The organism is Neolewinella sp. (assembly GCF_965214665.1).
GTDB lineage: Bacteria > Bacteroidota > Bacteroidia > Chitinophagales > Saprospiraceae > Neolewinella.
Genome location: NZ_OZ243970.1, coordinates 3,103,454 through 3,118,138, shown reverse-complemented (window position 1 = coordinate 3,118,138; position 14,685 = coordinate 3,103,454). Strand labels below are relative to the sequence as shown.

The 14,685-nt window shown below is 61.8% G+C and carries 12 protein-coding genes; 6 read left to right on the top strand and 6 right to left on the bottom strand.

What is annotated here, in order from left to right; genetic code table 11:
* Positions 1 to 64: 64 nt before the first annotated feature.
* Genes ACOOHD_RS13455 through fabG form a run of 3 tightly spaced genes read right to left on the bottom strand, consistent with a single transcriptional unit; the run spans position 65 to position 3,008 of the window.
* Positions 65 to 1,585: a cellulose synthase family protein gene (locus tag ACOOHD_RS13455; RefSeq protein WP_420458401.1), complete on the bottom strand. Its 1,521-nt coding sequence runs from the start codon at positions 1,583 to 1,585 to the stop codon at positions 65 to 67.
* 2 nt (positions 1,586 to 1,587) lie between these two features.
* The gene (locus ACOOHD_RS13450; RefSeq protein WP_420458400.1) at positions 1,588 to 2,277 is read right to left on the bottom strand and encodes a glycosyltransferase family 2 protein; all 690 of its coding nucleotides are present in this window, start codon (positions 2,275 to 2,277) and stop codon (positions 1,588 to 1,590) included.
* Positions 2,277 to 3,008 carry a 3-oxoacyl-[acyl-carrier-protein] reductase gene (fabG, locus tag ACOOHD_RS13445; RefSeq protein WP_420458399.1) on the bottom strand — a complete coding sequence of 244 codons (732 nt, stop codon included), beginning with the start codon at positions 3,006 to 3,008 and terminating at the stop codon, positions 2,277 to 2,279. Before fabG ends, ACOOHD_RS13450 begins: the two co-directional genes overlap by 1 nt.
* Before the next feature lie 101 nt (positions 3,009 to 3,109).
* Here fabG and ACOOHD_RS13440 point away from each other — a divergent pair, with 101 nt between their 5' ends.
* The 5 genes from ACOOHD_RS13440 to ACOOHD_RS13420 all read left to right on the top strand — a co-directional run bounded on the left by ACOOHD_RS13440 (position 3,110) and on the right by ACOOHD_RS13420 (position 8,731).
* A complete protein-coding gene (locus ACOOHD_RS13440) occupies positions 3,110 to 3,409 on the top strand; it encodes a YbaB/EbfC family nucleoid-associated protein (RefSeq protein ID WP_420458398.1) in 300 nt (99 codons plus the stop codon).
* Entirely contained in the window at positions 3,409 to 5,301 is a 1,893-nt protein-coding gene (locus ACOOHD_RS13435) for a cation:proton antiporter (protein ID WP_420458397.1), read from the top strand. Before ACOOHD_RS13440 ends, ACOOHD_RS13435 begins: the two co-directional genes overlap by 1 nt.
* Before the next feature lie 98 nt (positions 5,302 to 5,399).
* A complete protein-coding gene (locus ACOOHD_RS13430; RefSeq protein WP_420458396.1) occupies positions 5,400 to 5,819 on the top strand; it encodes a hypothetical protein in 420 nt (139 codons plus the stop codon).
* 36 nt (positions 5,820 to 5,855) lie between these two features.
* Entirely contained in the window at positions 5,856 to 7,424 is a 1,569-nt protein-coding gene (locus ACOOHD_RS13425; RefSeq protein ID WP_420458395.1) for an NAD(P)/FAD-dependent oxidoreductase, read from the top strand.
* Positions 7,421 to 8,731, top strand: a complete 1,311-nt coding sequence (locus ACOOHD_RS13420) for a hypothetical protein (RefSeq protein ID WP_420458394.1) — start codon at positions 7,421 to 7,423, stop codon at positions 8,729 to 8,731. Before ACOOHD_RS13425 ends, ACOOHD_RS13420 begins: the two co-directional genes overlap by 4 nt.
* A 298-nt stretch (positions 8,732 to 9,029) precedes the next feature.
* Here ACOOHD_RS13420 and ACOOHD_RS13415 read toward each other — a convergent pair whose 3' ends face one another.
* Complete coding sequence (locus ACOOHD_RS13415; protein ID WP_420458393.1) at positions 9,030 to 10,448, bottom strand: CCA tRNA nucleotidyltransferase; 1,419 nt, start codon at positions 10,446 to 10,448, stop codon at positions 9,030 to 9,032.
* A 77-nt stretch (positions 10,449 to 10,525) separates the two neighbouring features.
* On the opposite strand from ACOOHD_RS13415, the gene ACOOHD_RS13410 reads away from it, so the two are divergent.
* On the top strand, positions 10,526 to 12,382 hold the full coding sequence (locus ACOOHD_RS13410) for a lamin tail domain-containing protein (protein WP_420458392.1): 1,857 nt from the start codon (positions 10,526 to 10,528) through the stop codon (positions 12,380 to 12,382).
* Here the strand turns inward: ACOOHD_RS13410 and ACOOHD_RS13405 are convergent.
* Both ACOOHD_RS13405 and ACOOHD_RS13400 read right to left on the bottom strand, forming a co-directional pair.
* Positions 12,325 to 13,647: a serine hydrolase domain-containing protein gene (locus ACOOHD_RS13405; protein WP_420458391.1), complete on the bottom strand. Its 1,323-nt coding sequence runs from the start codon at positions 13,645 to 13,647 to the stop codon at positions 12,325 to 12,327. The two genes, ACOOHD_RS13410 and ACOOHD_RS13405, sit on opposite strands and share 58 nt — an antisense overlap.
* A 37-nt stretch (positions 13,648 to 13,684) precedes the next feature.
* Complete coding sequence (locus tag ACOOHD_RS13400) at positions 13,685 to 14,470, bottom strand: acyl-[acyl-carrier-protein] thioesterase (protein WP_420458390.1); 786 nt, start codon at positions 14,468 to 14,470, stop codon at positions 13,685 to 13,687.
* Positions 14,471 to 14,685 lie beyond the last annotated feature (215 nt).

The window sequence follows — 14,685 nt, the reverse complement described above, 5'->3', positions numbered from 1 at the left end:
GCGGTCTACGGGCGAACGCGCCAGCGAGCCCTCTACCCCACGAAGTGGGTCTACTAAATCGGGTCTACTTCACCAGCCCCAAATGCTTCACGCTAAAGAAGAAGATCGCCCCAAACCCCAACGCCAGCAGCCCGTGAAACACCACGAAGATGGTATTCTCCAGGTAAAAGCCCCCCCATACCGCAAAGAGAAAGTACAGGCACAGCAATCCCTCCCCAACCGTGATCAGGTTCAGCTTGCCAGAGAGGTAGCGCTTCGCGGTGAGCTTATCCCGCACGGAGCTGATGTTGAACTTCGGCGTGCGCACGAAGGCGCTTTTCTTCCCCCGGTAGCCCTGGAGTACCGCCACCGAGTTGTGCAGCGAGAGCCCCATACTCAGCGCCAGAAACAGCGGGAAAAGAAAAAAGAACTTGAACACTGATTTTCCGAAACTGCGCTCCTTATTCGCTACGCTCTGTACGTTGGCCACGTAGTAAATGCCGATTACGGAGAGTAGCCCGGTCAGGAAGATCGCGAAGAAGTTTTTACTAAAGCCATACTGCACCAGCTCCCCGAACAGGAACAGCAGTGGCACACTAAACACCGCGCACAAGAACACAAAGAGAAAGATTGAAGAAGCTAGCAGGTGTGCCGTAGCGTGCACCTTGTGGTTCCAGGGCAGGGCGCTGCGCCATACGTCGGGCAGCATTTTGCGGGCCGTCTCGGCACCCCCCTTCATCCAGCGGTGCTGCTGACTCTTGAAGCCGTTCATTTCCACCGGTAGCTCGGCCGGACTCCCCACCCGCTCCAAAAAGTAAATGCGGTACCCCGCCAGTTGACTCCGGATACTCAGGTCCAGGTCCTCGGTCAGCGTATCCGGTTGCCAGCCCCCGCCCGCCTCGATGGCCTCCCGCCGCCACACCCCCGCCGTGCCATTGAATTGCAGTAGGTGGCCCCCGTTCATCCGTCCCACCTGTTCCACCGTAAAGTGCACGTTGAGTTGCAGGGCCTGTAGGCGGGTGATGATGCTGTAGTCCTGGTTCAGGTGTTCCCAACGCGTCTGTACCACCCCCACCTCCGGATCGGCGAAGTAGGGGATTGTCCGCCGCAGGAAGCTCGGCTCGGGCACGAAGTCCGCGTCAAAAATGGCGATGAACTCCCCCCGTGCCTCGGCCATCCCGTCGCGCAGTGCCCCGGCCTTATAACCCTGGCGGTTAGGACGGATGATCTGTCGGATTAGGTAACCCTGCACCCTGTACTCCGCCACCTTGCGCGCTACGAGGTCCACGGTCTCGTCCGTACTATCGTCCAGCACGTGGATTTCGTAGCGGTCTCGCGGATAGTCAAAGGCTGCCACCGTATCGATGAGCCGTTCAATGACGTAGTATTCGTTGTAGATCGGTAGTTGCACCGTCACGAAGGGAAGTTGGGGCGGGGCCCCGATAGCTATCGGGGGTGCAAGCGGCTCGCGCGACACCGGGTGGTCGGTAGGGTTCGGACTCAGCTTGTAGTGGTAGAGCAGGTTAAATTGCAGCAGGCAGTACACCGTGATGTACAGCAGACTCAGCGTATAGACGGCCAGTACCACGAATGCCAGTACCGTCATGCTCAGATCAGTTTGAAGATCGTCCACAGGATCTTATGCCCAGCCAGTAACGTACCACGCACGGTACCCGATATTTTCGATACACCGATCCGCTGCCGGTAACGCACGGGCACCTCCGTGCACCGCAGTCCGGCCTTGGCAGCGCGCACCTGCATCTCTACCGTCCAGCCGAAGTCCGGATCCCGCATACCCAGCTCCACCAATGCCGAATAGCGGATGGCCCGAAACGGCCCCAGGTCCGTAAACTCGTAGCCGTAGAACAACCGAATTAAGTTAGTGGCCAACCAATTACCGAATACCTGGGGCAGGGTCATGCTACCGGCTTCGGTCTGGCCCAGGGCCCGTGACCCAATTACCAGATCAAATTCTCCCTGCGTAATGGGGGCCACGAGCTCGGGGAGCTGCTCGGGGAAATCGCTGTGGTCCCCGTCGACGAACACGACGATATCGGGTTGCTCTTCCACCGGGCGGTGGGCGATGTGCTGCATTCCGCGCAGGCAGGCGGACCCGTAGCCCGGCCGGAGCTCCCGGACCACCGTTGCACCTGCGGCCGCGCCCAGCTGTGCCGTACGGTCCCGGCTGTTGTTGTCGCAGACAATAATCTCCCGAATGAGCGCACGGGGTAGTTCGGCGATGACCAGCCCGATGCTCGCCTCCTCGTTGTAGGCGGGTATGATGACGTCGATGACCACTAAGACAGACCTCCGTCAACGCTGAGGACCTGCCCGTTGACGTAGCTACTTAGGTCGGAGGCAAGGAAGATACAGGCCCCGGCAACCTCCTCGGCGGTGCCGAAGCGTTTGAGGGGGATGCCGGCCAGGTAGTCCTGCCGGACCTTTTCGGGTAGCTCATCGGTCATGTCCGTTTCGATGAAGCCGGGGGCAATGACGTTGCAGCGGATGTTGCGGCTGCCCATCTCCTTAGCGACGGACTTACTGAAGCCGATAATGCCTGCCTTGCTAGCTGCATAGTTAGCCTGGCCGGCGTTGCCCTGAAGACCAACGATGCTGGAAATATTGATGATGCTACCGCCGCCGCGTAGCATGGGACGCAGCGCGTGCTTGGTGAGGTTGAAGACAGACTTGAGGTTGTTGTCCATGACGGTGTCCCACTGCTCCTCGTTCATGCGCAGCAACAGCGTATCGCGGGTGACGCCGGCGTTATTGATTACAATGTTGAGGCCGCCCAGGTCGGCTACGACGTCTTTGATGAGCTGCTCGGCGGCGGAGAAATCGGCTGCGTCACTCTGGTAAGCCCGGACCCCCTCGCCGAGCTCCTCGACCAGTGCCTCGGCGGGGCCGGCCGAGCTGCGGTAGGTGAAGGCGATGCGGGCACCGGCGGCGGCAAGATTACGGACCAGGGCGGCCCCGATGCCGCGGGAGCCACCGGTGATGAGGGCGACTTTGCCGTCTAGTAATCCCATGTGCGTGTATATTTATCCTGAACCGACAAAGGTAGGATAAACTAAAAAGCCCGCCCCGGCCTTTACAAAGCTCACGAAACACCCGCGCTATGTTTGGAGATATGATGAAGCAGATGGAGGAGATGCAGGCCAAAATGCAGGAGCAACTGGCCCAGCAGTCCTTCGAGGCCGAGGCCGGCGGCGGGGCCGTCAAGGTCACCTGCGACGGTACCCGTACGATCCAGAACGTAAGCATCGACCCCGAACAAGTGGACGCCAGCGACCTAGAGGCCCTGGAAGATCTGCTCGTCGTAGCGACCAACCGCGCCCTGGAAAAGGCGGCCGCCTACGAGGCGCAGCAGGCCGGTGGAATGATGGATAATATGCTACCCGGCGGACTGGGCAGCCTGCTTGGGGGATAATGGAGGAACTCGCCGGCATCATCATCCTGGGCATCTTCGCGCAGTGGTTTGCCTGGCGGGTGAAGGTGCCGGCGATCCTGCCGCTGATTGTAATCGGGCTGGTGGTGGGGCCGCTGTCTACCCTCTTTACCGCTGACGGGAGCAAGCTCATCAGCCCCATCTTCGAGGTGATTGGAGAAGAGGGCGAAGGGCGGGGGCTCTTCCCGGGGGAGTCGCTATTCTACTTCGTGAGTCTGGCCATCGGCATCATCCTCTTTGAGGGGGGGCTGACGCTACAGTTTCGGGAGGTGCGGGAAACCCAGCGGTCGATTCTGCGGTTGATCTCCATCGGTAGCCTCATCACCTTTCTGGGTGCGGGGCTGGCGGCTCACTTTATCATGGGGCTGGGGTGGAGCATAAGCTTCCTGTTTGCGGCGCTGATCATCGTGACCGGGCCTACGGTGATCGCTCCGATCCTACAAAATATCCCCCTGAACCGCAACGTGAGCACGGTGCTAAAGTGGGAGGGCATTTTAATCGATCCCCTGGGGGCGTTGGTGGCCGTGCTGGTCTTCGAGTTCATCAGTTCCACCGACCACGGACTGGGCTTTACGGGGGAGGCGGTGCGCACCTTCGTGCAGATCATCATTTACGGAGGTACGCTGGGCTTTCTGGCGGGCTACGGGCTATTTCAGATCATCAAGCGGGAGCTGGTGCCGCACTACCTGCTCAATGTGTTCATCCTGGCCTACGTGCTGCTGGTCTTCGTGCTCAGCGACCAGCTAGCGCACGAATCGGGGCTACTGGCCGTAGTGGTGATGGGGCTGGTGCTGGCGAATAAGGACGTGCCACGGATCAAAGAAATTCTGTCGTTCAAGGAATCGCTGAGTGTACTGCTCATCAGTATTCTCTTCATCCTGCTGGCCGCCAATATGAATATGTCAGAGCTACGGTTACTGACCGAGGACTGGCGGCCGCTGGCCCTGTTCGGCTTCGTCATCCTGGTGCTACGGCCGCTGAGCGTGTTTGCCAGTACGGCGCGGGGGAACCTGGACTTCAACGAGAAACTATTCATCAGCTGGGTGGGGCCGCGGGGGATCGTGGCGGCGGGTATTGCCTCCCTGTTCGGACTGAAACTGGCGGCCGACGGGGTGCCGGGGGCGGAGTACATCACGCCGCTGGTGTTTATGATCGTGCTGGGTACGGTGCTGATCAATGCCACCACCGCGCAGCTGGTAGCCCGGATGCTGGGCGTGATCCAGGATTCCTCCAACGGGGTGCTCATCCTGGGGGCTACTGACTTCGCGCTCACCATCGCCGAGTACCTCGATGAGCAGGGCCGGGAGGTCTTCCTGGTGGACAGCAACGCCGGCAACATCAAGCGAGCGCGCAAGAAGGGGCTACGCGGCATCGTCGCCAACATTTACAACTCCGACCTCAGTGACGAGTACGACCTACTCGACGTGGGCTACCTGCTGGCCCTGACCGGTAGCAACGACGTGAATCAGTACGCCATCAGCCGCTACGAAGAGCTCTTCGGGGAGCGCGGTGCCTACCGCCTCATCACCACCGAGGAGATGAAGGCGGGGGGGATGCCTGACGATGCGGAGCACCTTTTCAGTCATACAGACGACTTCATCAACTTCAGCGAGGCACAGCGCGAGGCGGCCGTCGTGCACGAGCGACCGCTGTACAGCCAGCGGGAACTGCTCGATCTGCTCATCGTGGCGCGGGAGGAAAACTACTCCGTACCGCTGTTCCTCAAGGCACCGGACGGCTCGCTACAGATTCTGCCCCATGATCCGGAGTCCATCGATGTCGACGGCGGGGGGTACCACCTGGTCTACCTGGGGGTGAAACTGCCCAACGTGAAGCAGCCGCGGGAGGTAACCCAGGACCGAGGGGAGCTATAAAAGCCTACCTTCGGGATGGATTGCATCATACGCGGCCATTTTGGGCAAGAAACCAACGCGCCCGGCCGTTTTTGGAATAACTGGAACCGATACTCAACATGCGTTACTTTATTACCCTCGGCCTCCTGGCCTGGGCTGCTGGCGTCTTTGCACAGGACCCCGCAGACATCTTTCACAAGACCGTAGATATTGATCAGGTCAATCGGATCTCCTTCGACGTCTATCCCAACGATCACGTCGAGTACCGCAGTTGGCCGGGCGATGACATCCTCATCGAGACCACCGTCAAGATCGAAAACGCCAAGCAGGATATCCTCGACTTCTACATGCGGCAGAACCGCTACGTACTCAAGCCGGAAGTGACCGGTGATGCCATGTCGCTCGTCAGCTTCGACAAAACGCGCCGCACCGTAAAGGGTACCGAGGGGGCCGCCTACGAGTCCGTAAACATCGTTGTGTACCTGCCCGATGTCTTCTCTCCGTCTGCCGACGGACTATACACCCGGCAGGGGCAGTAGCCCCCCCGCTCGCGGCAGTGCGTACCTTTGCGTGCGATGCCGACCACCGTTGAGATCAAGCTTCCCCCCGCCGCGCTGCACGATGCGGAGGCCCTGCGCCGTGCCGTCAGTAAAAAGGCAAAGGTGCCCGAACACCAATTGGGCGAGCTCACCGTAGACCGCCGCAGCATCGACGCCCGCGGTCATGATCCGGTCTTCCGCCTCCGCGTGGCCGTACACCAGACTGACGAGCCCGTAGCGGAGGCACCCCCTGGGTTTCAGCTTCAGGATGTATCCTCAGCACCCGCGGTAGCCATCGTGGGCTGCGGTCCGGCCGGCATGTTCGCCGCCCTAGAGCTGATCGAGCTCGGTCTCAAACCCATCATCATCGAGCGCGGCCGCGACGTGCGCGCCCGCCGCCGTAGCCTCCGGGCGATCCAGCAGGAGGGCGTGGTCGACCCCGATTCCAACTACTGCTTCGGTGAGGGCGGGGCCGGCACCTACAGCGACGGTAAGCTCTACACCCGTAGTCTCAAGCGCGGCAACTACCTCAAGGCCCTACATACCCTGGTCGAGCACGGTGCCCAGCCGGACATCCTCATCGACGCCCACCCCCACATCGGCTCCAATAAGCTGCCCGGGGTGGTAAGTAATATGCGGGAGACAATCCTCAAGTACGGCGGCGAGATCCACTTCGGGCATCGCCTCACTGACTTGGAGTACACCGCAGACCTCACCGCCCTGGTCATCACCGACCCCGAAGGGCAGACCTACCGCCTGACCGCCGAGGCCTATATCCTCGCCACCGGACATTCCGCCCGCGACGTGTACCAGCTACTCTACGCCCGCGGCATCCGGCTGGAAGCCAAACCCTTCGCCCTCGGCGTACGCATCGAGCACCCCCAGCCGCTGATTGACAAGATCCAGTACGGACAGGAACGGCGGGAGGAGAATTTGCCGGCCAGTAGCTATAAGCTGGTCACCCAGGTCGGCGACCGCGGGGTATTCAGCTTCTGTATGTGCCCGGGCGGACTGGTCGTGCCGGCCGCCACTGCCCCCGGCGAGCTAGTCGTCAATGGCATGAGCCTGAGTCGGCGCGATAGTCCCTACGCCAACTCGGGTACCGTAGTCGCCGTAGAGGTCGAGGACCTGGCCCCCTACGCAGAAGCCGGGGTCTTTGCCGGACTGGCCTTTCAGCAGTCGGTCGAGCGCGCGATGTTTCAGTCCGGCGATGGTAGCCAGCGAGCCCCCGCCCAGCGGCTCACCGACTTCGTGCAGGCTAAGGTATCCAAGGACTTACCGGATACGAGCTATATCCCGGGCTTGCATTCGGCGGCCCTCCACGAGCTCCTTCCGCCAAACATCTACACCAAGCTTCGCCAGGGCGTCAGGGACTTTGGTCGCAAGATGCGGGGCTACTACACGGATGAGGCCAACGTGATTAGTACCGAGAGCCGTACCTCCTCGCCGGTCCGCATCCCCCGTGACCGCAAGACCTACCAGCACCCGGAGGTAGCCAGCCTCTTTCCCTGTGGGGAGGGGGCGGGCTTTGCCGGCGGCATCCTGAGTGCAGCCATGGACGGGCAGAACGTGGCCCGTGCCGTCGCCGCAAAGGTGAGCGGATGAGGCTCGCCGCCCGTATCGCCGGAGCCTTCCTGCTGGCGGCGGGCGTACTGTACCTAGGCTATGGCGTAGACCGTACGGACTTTGACTCCCTCTTTAGTGCCTTTACATTGGCTTTTCTGGGCTACTTGCTGGTGATTTGGCGACCCCTCGCCACCCCATTACAATACTGGATGGGACTGGGTATCGCGCTGCGCCTCCTGCTGGTCTTTGCCTTTCCGCTGCTCAGCGATGACGTCTACCGCTTCATCTGGGACGGTCGGTTGATAGCCGAAGGCCATAATCCATTTACTCAACTGCCAGCCTACTACTTAGAGCCCGGTCACGGCGCCGAGGGGCTCGGTCAGGCGCTGTTTAACCGCCTCAACTCCCCGGACTATTACACAATCTACCCCCCCGTTGCCCAGGGGGTGTTTACCCTGGCGGCCTGGATCAGTCCCACCAGTTGGTACGGGGCGGCGGTGGTGATGAAGGCGGTCCTCTTTCTGGCCGAACTAGGCAGCTTACTGCTACTGTACCGACTGCTCCTCACCTTTCAGCTGCCGCCCGAGCGCCTGCTCTACTACTGGCTCAACCCGCTCATCATCGTGGAGATCGTCGGCAACCTCCACTTCGAGGGGGCCATGGTCTGCTTTTTGTTGTGGTCGCTGTACCTGCTCACTAAGAGCAACTACGCCGGGGCCGCAGGTGCAATGGCGCTGTCCGTAGCCAGTAAGCTCCTGCCGTTGATGTTACTTCCCTTTCTGCTCAAGCGCCTATGGGGGCGACCATTCTGGACCTTCTTCGGGGGAGTTGCCGCGGTGACGGGACTACTCTTTCTGCCTCTGCTCGTGGGCAGTGGTTTCGTGGAGGGGTTCGGGGGAAGCCTGGAGCTCTACTTCCGTAAGTTTGAGTTCAACGCGAGCGTGTACTATCTGCTACGGGCCTACGGCTACTACGAGCTGGGCTGGAACCAGATTGCCCGCTTCGGTCCGCTGCTGGCCCAGCTTGCGGCCGGAATCATTCTGATCGTTGCCCTAGCTGACGACCGTACCGACTGGCGCAGCTTACCCGGCCGCTGGCTTGCTGCCTTCACGATCTACTTACTCTGTGCCACCACAGTACACCCCTGGTACCTGGCCGTACCCATCGGGCTCTGCGTGTTTACCCCCTGGCGCTTTCCCCTACTGTGGTCGTTCCTGATCATGTTCACCTACACCAGCTACGTGGTGGAGCCCTACCGGGAAAACCTCGTGCTGGTGGGGGTGGAGTACGGTTTGGTGGCCGGGTACTATCTTTGGGAGCGCAGCAGGCGCAGCGCCCTGGCCTAAAACAAAGAAAGGCCCGCACGTGGTGCGGACCTTTGGTCGTAGTTTTCTAACTACCGAAATAACTGGAATTTAGAGCGCCTTGGCGCCAGGGATTACAATACAAACCTTCAAAAACCGGTGGGGGAAAACCAACAATCCCTCCACCAAATCAAGTGAACACGCTTTTTGGAAAACCACGAGGGGAAGTTGCACCTTCCCTTTCGATACCTCAAAGATAGGGGTGGGGGTAGGGGGAGTACCACCCCACAACCGTGGGGTGTGGTAAAAAAACAGGGAATTATCCCCTACTTTTTTCTCTTTAAGCCCGCACGGGAGAAATAGAGAGCTCGGCGGCTACCTCCAGCATTTTAGCGTAGGCTGCCCCGTACTCATTGGCGATGTCACCGTCGAGGATGGCCTCCCGCACCCCGTCCTTGATCTGGCCCACCTCCCGGCTGGGGGGGATCCCGAAGGTCTCCATGATGAGTTCTCCACTGATGGGGGGCTGCCAGTTGCGCAGGTGGTCTTTTTCCTCGATCTCGCGCATCCGCTCCCGCAGCCGCTCGTAGTTTTCGAGGTAGCGCTTCACCTTGCGTGGGTTCTTGCTCGTGATGTCGCTTTCGCAGAGCGTCATCAGATCATCGATGTCCTCGCCGGCGTCGAATAAGATGCGGCGCACGGCCGAGTCACTGATCTCCTCCTGGGTCAGGGAAATGGGCCGCTGGTGCAGGGCCACAAGTTTCTGTACGTACTTCAGCTTATCGTTGGGCAGCCGCAGGCGGCGGAATACCTTGGGCACCATCCGCTCCCCCACCGCGTCGTGGGCGTGGAAGGTCCAGCCCGCCTCCGGTTCCCAGCGCTTGGTGCGGGACTTGCCAATGTCGTGCAGCAGCGCCGCCCAGCGCAGCCAGAGGTCGGGACTCTTATGGGCTAGTTTATCGACCACCTTGGTGGTGTGGATGAAATTGTCCTTGTGCTTACGGCCATTGCGGCTTTCGACGCCCCGGAGGGCGGCTAGCTCGGGCAGGATGTACTCCAGCAGTCCGGCCCGGTCGAGGAGTAGCAGACCCACGCTCGGCTTCGGGGCCAGCATAATCTTATTGAGCTCCGTGGCGATACGCTCCCAACTGATGATGCGCATGCGGTCGGCGTATTCCTGGATGGCCCGGAAGGTCACCGGGTCGATCGAAAAGCCCAGTTGGGTAGCGAAGCGGATGGCTCGCAGCATCCGCAGGGGGTCGTCACTAAAGGTCTTGCCCGGCTCCAGGGGGGTGACGATGCGCTTAGCCTCCAGGTCCTCCAGCCCGTTGAAGGGGTCGATGATGGTGCCGTAGTCCCGCTCGTTAAGGCTGATGGCCAGGGCGTTGATGGTGAAGTCGCGCCGTAGCTGGTCGTCGGCCAGGCTTCCTGACTCCACGGTGGGCTTACGGCTATCCGAGCGGTAGCTTTCCTTGCGGGCGCCCACGAACTCGATCTCGAGGTCGTGGTGACGCAGGGCGGCGGTGCCGAAGCGCTTGTAGACCGTGACCCGGCTACGGGGTTGCAGGCTATCGCCGACACACTGGGCTAGCTCGATGCCGCTGCCTACGCAGACGATGTCCAGGTCCTTGCTCGGGCGAGCCAGCAGGCGGTCGCGTACGTAGCCTCCGACCACGTAGGTCGGAAAACCGAGCTGCCCGGCGGCCCGGCCGATAACCTCGAAAATCCTGCGTTCGTCGTCCCGAATTTGAAATACCATACCGGCCGCAAAGATAAAACTTAACACCACTCCACGAATAGTAGAGTGGGGCGGGCGACCTATGTGGTAAAAATCGCATGAACGTATTTTCTACCCGCCACCTACTGACTCTCCTGCTTCTCTACGCCCTTTGCACCTGCGGCCGCGCCCAGGATACCTTATATATACAGGATTTTGAGGGGGAGCGAGAAGGACAACTCCCGTACACCACCAACGTGCCCCCCTACGGCAGCGGCGGACTGCCGACCTGGAACGTGGTACCCCGGATCAAGGGCATCGACACGGCCTACGCCGGCGAGCATTTCTGGGCGGCCCGGGATGTGGATAACGCCCTGGCCAGCGACCCCGTAGGCCGCCTTGTCTTCGATGCCGGTGAGATCTGTAACCTGACCAGCGCCCGCTTCGTGTTCGCCTATACCGTGGTGGGCTACGATGGTGGCGACGACTTTGGCTACGAACTCTACCTGGACGGTTTCCTGCACGAGCGGGTGGTGCTAGTAGATGGGCGCAACGGCGGCGGGGTATCCACCGACGGCTGGGTTACCGATACGGTACGCATACCCGGTACCGCCCAGACTGCCCGCCTGGAGGTGTACTTCGACCAGAACGGCGACGACGTGGCCGGCCTCGATGACCTCCAACTGCTGGCCAGCGGCACGGACGGTAGCTGCAATGCCGTGTGTGGTGTGAAGCTGAGAAAATCCCAGCTCGACTGTAGCGCCTTCACCGCCGCGGCCGACGGCGTGCGCCTGAGCCTGCCCTACCGGGGTGCCGAGGCGGGCGTGACGGTCACCGTGGACGGGGGCGGGACGGTCACCGGCGACGATCCGGCTAGGGTGCAGGATGGCAAGATCGTAGTGGAAGACTTACTAGAGGGGCAGTCCTATATAGTTCGGGTCTCCGGCGGCGACTGCGACCTTGAATTGCCCATCGATGTACCCGCCGATCAGTGTGCTCCCAGCGACCTGGTCATCAACGAGGTACTGGCCGACCCAGGTGAGGATGTAAATCAGGACGGCAAGGTGAATGCCGGCGATGAGTTCGTTGAAATCTATAATGTAGGCGACCGGCAGGTGGAGGTGGGTGGCTTTACCCTACACGACGGCTCCAACTCCGGCCCCCGCTTCACCTTTCCGGAGGGGGCCGTGCTGGGACCCCAGGAGAGCTTCGTGGTGTTTGCCGGAAAAAGCGAGTCACTCAGCCTACCGTGTGAATTCGGGATAGCCAGCGGCTTCCTGGGGCTAAACAACGACTCCCCCGAGACCGTCACGCTGCGCAATCCGGCGGGGCGAGTGGTAGCCCAGGCCGCCTTCGACGATGCCCCCGACGGCGAGTCGCTCACCCTGCACCCGGACGGCAACACGGCCGGTGGCTACCGCCCCTACACCTCCGTAGACCCCGCCGTAAAGGCTTCCCCCTGCGCCAGCGTGGTAGCCGCGCCGGTTGAGCTCCTGTACTTCACGGCTACGTCCATGCAGCGGGCGGTACGGCTGGATTGGGCTACGGCCAGCGAGCAGGACAACGCGGGCTTCGTGCTGGAGCGCAGCAAGGCCGGCCGGGTCTTCACCGAGATTGGGCGGATGCCGGCCGGCGATGGTACCTACGTATACGTTGATAATCGACCTTTCCCGGGCCAAAACCTGTACCGCCTGCGACAGCGCGACTTCGATGGGACGGAAACCGTATACGGCCCCATCAGTGTACGCCTCGACAGCGGCACCATCGCGTTGTATCCCAATCCGGCCACCAGTAAGGTACACCTCACCGGTGGGATCGACCCACAGCAGCCCGTGGTGGTATACCGCAGCGATGGGCGCGTGGTGACCGAGACCCGGGGGGCTACCATCGACGTATCCGCCTTCCCGGCCGGTAGCTATTACCTGCGGCTACGGCGCGGCTCGGATGCCACCTCGCTACGGTTTATAAAGGAATAGAGCAGGGTGTGTATGCGGGGCCGGATGCTGAGGGAGTAGATGGCCCCCCGCTCCCGGCTCGGGTGCACGCGATTACTCAGGAACACGTACAGTAGGTCGTACTCCGGGTCGACCCACACGAAGGTGCCCGTATAGCCGCTGTGCCCAAAACTGGCCGGCGAGGCCGCCTCGGCCACCGAACTCGTGGCCGCATCGTACTCCAGCAGCGGCTTATCGAATCCCAGTCCGCGCCGGTTGCCCTCCTCGGGGTACTGGTAGCGGGTAAACTCCCGGATGGCCTCCTCGGTCAGGTAGCGCCGGCCCTGGTAGATGCCGCCGTTGAGCAGCATTTGGTATAGCTTAGCTAGGTCCTCGGCTGAGGAGAATAGGCCGGCATTAGCACTCACGCCATCCATCATGGCCGCCCCCTCGTCGTGCACCACCCCGTGCAGGGTATCCATACGGAAGAAGGTATCCACCTCGGTGGGTACGATGCGGTCGAGGGGGATGCCCCGGTCCAGCGGCCGGTAGCCCAGCGTGGTAGCCCCCAGCGGATCGTAGAAGTTGTCGCGTAGGTACTGCCGGTAGTCCGTGCCCGTAGTGCGCTCCACGTAACCCGGCAGCAGGTAGAAGAGTAGCCCGGAATAGGCGTACTCCCCGGGCGGCTTGAGCGGCGATTTACGAATGGCGCGGTAGATGTGCCGCTGGCGGTACTTGCGGTGCAGCCACATATCGTCCGTCAGCCGGATTGGGAAACGGGCCGAGCTATCGGCCCGGATGGTGGCCCAGCGGAAGCGCCGGTCGTTGGTCCGCGTAGCCTCCCAGCCCTTCCGCCAGGGGTAGCGGGCCTCCCCCCGCAGGGTCGTCTGCCAGTAGGGTACCCAGGGCAGCAGGCCGGCGCGGTGGGCCAGTACGGAGCGCAGCGGGATCTGCTGTTTATCAGTCTGCTTGAGCTCCTCAAAGAGGATACCCAGCGGCGCATCTAAGTTCAGCCGGTGCTCCCCGTACTGCTGCATGAGCACCAGCAGGGCGGAGCTGGTCTTGGTCACTGAAGCCAGGTCGTACACGTCGTCCGGGCGGGTAGGGCGGCGGTTTTCGTAGGTATGGTAGCCGGCCGTGACGTGCACCAGCGGCTCCCCCTTGTGCCACACCAGCACCTGCGCACCGGGGAAGGCCCCACCGGCAATACCCTCTTCCAGCACAGCGCGAATCGAGTCGGCCAGGGCCAGCGTATCCTGAGCGTGCAGGCTCACATTCCACAGTAAAAGTAGCAACAGTACACGCATAGGGGCGGGGTCGCGGGTGCAAGGATGATCGAAGATACTACCGCGGCATCCACTCGGTCTCCATGGCGGCCAGTAGCTCGTCCCCCCGCTGGAGTCGATGCCGGAACGCCAGGGCGGCATCCGGCTCCGGGAAGCTACCGGCGGTGAGGCGATCACCGTAACGGGCCTCGCGGTGGTAGGCCAGCTCGGCCCGACGGGGCAGGTGGTGGGTGAGGAAATCGGCCCCGAGGGGTTCCACCATGAGCTCGGCGAAGGCCGGGTTGGTGAGGTGATTATTGAAGTCCAGATGGGCAAAGGCCACCCGGAAGCTGCGTTCACGGTCTACCTCTTCTGCCGCGATCACCTTGTGCGGTGGCCAGGGCAGGTGTCGCTCCGGTGGCGGCAGATCCTTCAGGAGGTCGTGGATGGCCGTAGGCAGCGGCTTGATGCGGCGGCTGGCGGTATTCATCACCGACCAGGCCGTAGTGGAGGTGATCATGGGCCGGCCCTCAGCGTCGAGCAGGTAGAAGTCGCGGATAGTTACCAGGCCGCGCTCCACCCGCGTCGGTACGGTAAGCACGCTGACTTCCTCCCCCAGGCTGGGCCACCGCTGGGCGACGATCAGCTGGCGGTGCAGTACCCAGGTCAGGTCGAAGCGGCGCATCAGCTCGGGGGTGGAGATGCCCAGCCGGTCGGTGTTGCGCATGGCCGCCTCCTGGAATAGCCGGACCAGGTGCGGCAGGGTGAGGTACTGGTGGGGGCCTACGGCCGAGGCTAGGACGCGGGAGGCTACCCGCTCTACCAGGGACGATTCAGGAAGTGGGATACGGGGCGCATGGGTCAAAGTAAAACTATTTGTTTAGTTTTGGGTCACTCAAAACAGCTTGTATGGCCCCGCGCACTGGTTTGCGGCCGGCACGCCGACCGGTATTCATTGCCTCCTACGAAGGTAGCCCGCGGGCGCTGGAACCTAGGGTGGAGGCAGAGGAGGAGCCGGTTAAACCGCTACGGCATGCATTTCCAGCAGCCGGTACCGAGCTACACGGTGGGCGCTGCGAC